This window comes from Azospirillum sp. TSH64 (assembly GCF_003116035.1).
Lineage (GTDB): Bacteria > Pseudomonadota > Alphaproteobacteria > Azospirillales > Azospirillaceae > Azospirillum.
On the sequence record NZ_LGQW01000015.1, the window covers coordinates 6,829,771 to 6,834,007 of the forward strand.

Below are 4,237 nucleotides of genomic sequence, written 5' to 3' on the forward strand. Positions count from 1 at the left end.
TCGGTCAGCACGCCCAGCAGGGCGCCGACCTCGACGTTCGCACCTTCCGCGGCGACGATCTCGGCCAGCACGCCGGCGGCCGGGGCGTTCACCTCGAGCGTGACCTTGTCGGTCTCCAGCTCGACCAGCGCCTCGTCCATGGCGACGGCCTCGCCGGCCTTCTTCAGCCAGCGGGCGACCGTCGCCTCGGAGACGGACTCACCCAGCGTGGGGACCTTGATTTCGGTAGCCATTTCTTATTCCTCGTTCGTCTTCTTGTTCGCTTGGGCGAGAGGGTCAGCGGACCGTCAGGGCTTCATCCAGGAGCTTGGCCTGCTCCTTGTTGTGGCGCTTCAGCAGGCCGGTCGCCGGCGAGGCGGTGGCCGGGCGGCCGACGTAGGACGGGCGGCCGGCCTTGTGGCCGACATCCTTCAGCACGGCTTCCAGGCGGCGGTCGGCGAAGAACCAGGCGCCCTGGTTTTCCGGCTCTTCCTGGCACCAGACCAGCTCGGCGTTCGGATACTTGGCGAACTCGGCGGCCAGCGCGTCCTTCGGGAACGGGTAGAGCTGTTCCAGGCGCAGGATGACGACGTCCTTGATGCCGCGGCTCATGCGCTCCTGCAGCAGGTCGTAATAGACCTTGCCGGAGCACACCACGATGCGGCGGATCTTGTCGTTGGCGGCCAGATCGTTGGCGGTCTCGCCCAGCACGCGGTGGAAGCTGCTGCCCGGACCCATCTCCGACAGGTCGGAGATGCACAGCTTGTGGCGCAGCAGCGACTTCGGCGTGAACAGGACCAGCGGCTTGCGGAAGCTGCGGCGGATCTGGCGGCGGAAGACGTGGAACAGGTTGGCCGGCGTCGTCACGTTGCAGATCTGCCAGTTGTCCTCGGCGCACATCTGCAGGAAGCGTTCCGGACGGGCGGACGAGTGTTCCGGACCCTGGCCCTCGTAGCCGTGCGGCAGCAGCAGCACCAGGCCGGACATGCGCAGCCACTTGGACTCGCCCGACGAGATGAACTGGTCGATGATGGTCTGCGCGGTGTTGGCGAAATCGCCGAACTGCGCTTCCCACAGGACCAGATTGTGCGGCTCGGCCAGCGAATAGCCGTACTCGTAGCCGACGACGGCGGCTTCCGACAGCGGGCTGTCATGGACCTCGAAGGTCGCCTGGTCCGGGCTGACGTGGCAGAGCGGGACGTATTTCTCTTCGGTGTTCTGGTCGTACATCACCGCATGGCGGTGCGAGAAGGTGCCGCGGCCGGAATCCTGGCCCGACAGGCGCACACCGGTGCCCTCGGCGACCAGCGTGCCGTAGGCCAGCGCCTCGGCGGTCGCCCAGTCGATGCCCTCGCCGGTCTCCAGCGTCTTCTTCTTGGCTTCCAGCTGGCGCGCGATCTTGGAGTTGATCGCGAAGTCCTTCGGGTACTCGCAGAGCTTGAAGCCGATCTGCTTCAGCTTGTCGAGGTCCACGCCGGTCTCGCCGCGGTGGGCGGTGTTGGCGCCCTGCGCCTCCAGCCCGGCCCACTTGCCTTCCAGCCAGTCGGCCTTGTTCGGCTTGTAGGTGCTGGACGCCTCGAACTCACCCTCCAGCTTCTTCATGAAGTCCTGGGTGATCTGGTCGCCCTCGGACTGGGTGATCACGTTCTCCGCCACCAGCTGCTTGGCATACAGCTCGCGCGTGGTCGCGTGGGAGCGGATGTTCTTGTACATGATCGGCTGGGTGAAGCCCGGCTCGTCGCCCTCGTTGTGGCCGTGGCGGCGGTAGCAGACCATGTCGATCACGACGTCCCGCTTGAACTTCTGGCGGAACTCGATGGCGATGCGGCTGACATGGACGACGGCTTCGGGATCGTCGCCGTTCACGTGGAAGATCGGCGCCTGCACCATCTTGGCCATGTCGGAACAGTACACGCCCGACCGCGAATAGGTCGGGTTGGTGGTGAAGCCGATCTGGTTGTTGATGATGAAGTGCATGGTGCCGCCGGTGCGGTAGCCGCGCAGCTCCGACAGGCCCAGCGTCTCGGCCACGATGCCCTGGCCGGCGAAGGCGGCGTCGCCGTGGATCAGCACGCCCATCACCTGCTCGCGCTCGAGGTCGCGGCGCTGCTGCTGCTTGGCGCGCACCTTGCCCAGCACGACCGGGTTGACCCATTCCAGGTGGGACGGGTTGGCGGTCAGCGACAGGTGGACGATGTTGCCGTTGAAGTCGCGGTCCGACGAGGTGCCGAGATGGTACTTCACGTCGCCGGAGCCCTGGACGTCCTCGGGGCTCGACGGGTTGCCCTGGAACTCCGAGAAGACGGCGGAGAAGGGCTTGCCCATGAAGTTGGTCAGCATGTTCAGACGGCCGCGGTGGGCCATGCCGACGACGGCCTCCTTCAGGCCGAGCTGGCCGCCGCGCTTCAGGATCTGCTCCAGCGCGGGGATCATCGACTCGCCGCCCTCAAGGCCGAAGCGCTTGGTGCCGGTGTATTTCAGCTGCAGGAACTTCTCGAAGCCCTCGGCCGCGGTCAGCCGCTCCAGGATGGCGCGCTTGCCGTTCACCGTGAAGTCGGTGTGGTTGCGGCCGCCCTCGATGCGCTCCTGGATCCAGGCCTTCTCTTCCGGGTCCTGGATGTGCATGAACTCGACGCCGATCGTCCCGCAATAGGTCTTGTGCAGGATGTCGAGGATCTGGCGCAGCGTCGCCGTTTCCAGCCCGAGCGAGTAGTTCAGGAAGATCGGACGGTCGAGGTCGTCCGGGCCGAAGCCGTAGGTCGCCGGATCCAGTTCCGGGTGCGGCTCGCGCTTCTCCAGACCCAGCGGGTCGAAATGCGCGTTCATGTGGCCGCGGACGCGGAAGACGCGGATCAGCATCAGGGCGCGGATGCTGTCCAGCGTGGCGGCGCGCAGCTGCTGCGGGCTGATGCCGCCATAGACCTGCTGGGTGTGGGACAGCATGGCGCCGTTGCCGGGGCCGTTCATCGCCGCGGCGGCGCCGTTCGTAGCGGCGCCGTTGGGGACGGCGACGATGAAGCTCTCGGCGACCGGGTCGCGCTTGGCCTTGGGGTCCTCCAGATCGGACACGGTCCAGGACGCGCCGCGCAGCTCGTCCAGGACGGCGCGCGAATCCTCGTCCAGATCCTGGAAGAAGCTGTTCCAGCTGGGGTCGACGGCGGCCGGGTTGGACAGGTAGCTGGCGTAGAGCTCGGCGACGTAACCGGCGTTCGAGCCGAAGAGGAACGAGGTCTGTTCCAGATTTGCCGACATGGTTTCACCTCGGGCCGTGAGCCCGATTCCCTGTGGGAGATGATCGCGAGTGATGAAGGGGGCGGGAGATCGATGGATACCCATGTGCAAGAACCGGCGAGGGGAGCCGGTGGGATGCGAGGTGGGATGCCGTACGCACCGCCGACGCTTGCATATGGGTTCCCAGGACCAACCGTCCAAGAGGATAGGCCGAAGGGGCGTCGGGCGGGGCACCGCAGCGTCCCGCCCGTCAACCTCTTCGAAAGGCGTCCTCTTTTCAAAGGCATGAGGCCGCGGGCGTCACGTCGCCGTGACGCCCGCCGGCGATCAGCCCTTGAACACCTTCAGCATGGTGGAGCCCAGGCTGGCGGGGCTGTCGGCGACGGCGATGCCGACCGACTTCATGAAGTCGATCTTGAAGTCGGCGGTGTCGTTGCCGCCGGAGATCACCGCACCGGCATGGCCCATGCGGCGTCCCGGAGGAGCCGTGCGGCCGGCGATGAAGCCGACGACCGGCTTCTTGGTGCCCGAGGCCTTGATGAACTCGGCGCCGCGGACTTCGGCGTCGCCGCCGATCTCGCCGATCATGATGATGCCCTCCGTCTCCGGGTCCTTCACCAACAGCTCCAGGCTGTCGACGAAGTTGGTGCCGTTGACCGGGTCGCCGCCGATGCCGATGCAGGTGGTCTGGCCGAGGCCGGCCGCCGTGGTCTGCGCGACGGCTTCATAGGTCAGCGTGCCGGAGCGCGAGACGATGCCGATCTTGCCGCGCTTGTGGATGTGGCCCGGCATGATACCGATCTTGCACTCGTCCGGCGTGATGATGCCGGGGCAGTTCGGGCCGATCAGGCGGGTGGCGGAGCCGTTGAGCGCACGCTTGACGCGGACCATGTCCAGCACCGGGATGCCCTCGGTGATGCAGACCACCAGCGGGATCTCGGCGTCGATGGCTTCCAGGATCGCGTCGGCCGCAAACGGCGGCGGCACGTAGATCACGGAGGCGTTGGCGCCGGTCTTCTCGACCGCC

General features: G+C 66.7%; 3 protein-coding genes. All 3 read right to left on the minus strand.

Annotation, left to right across the window (positions count from 1 at the left end; genetic code table 11):
* Positions 1-233, minus strand: a 233-nt coding sequence (locus tag TSH64_RS36060) for a biotin/lipoyl-containing protein (protein ID WP_348770335.1), incomplete at its 3' end; no start/stop codon positions are given.
* 43 nt (positions 234-276) lie between these two features.
* Positions 277-3,231, minus strand: a complete 2,955-nt coding sequence (locus TSH64_RS32065) for a 2-oxoglutarate dehydrogenase E1 component (protein WP_109451252.1) — start codon at positions 3,229-3,231, stop codon at positions 277-279.
* A gap of 306 nt (positions 3,232-3,537) precedes the next feature.
* The coding region (gene sucD / locus TSH64_RS32070; RefSeq protein WP_109453238.1) for a succinate--CoA ligase subunit alpha at positions 3,538-4,237 on the minus strand (700 nt) is incomplete at its 5' end.

Excerpts from the sequence above, each read along its gene's own strand:
- TSH64_RS32065 (WP_109451252.1), bottom strand. The coding sequence starts at position 3,231 with ATGTCGGCAAATCTGGAACAGACCTCGTTCCTCTTCGGCTCGAACGCC.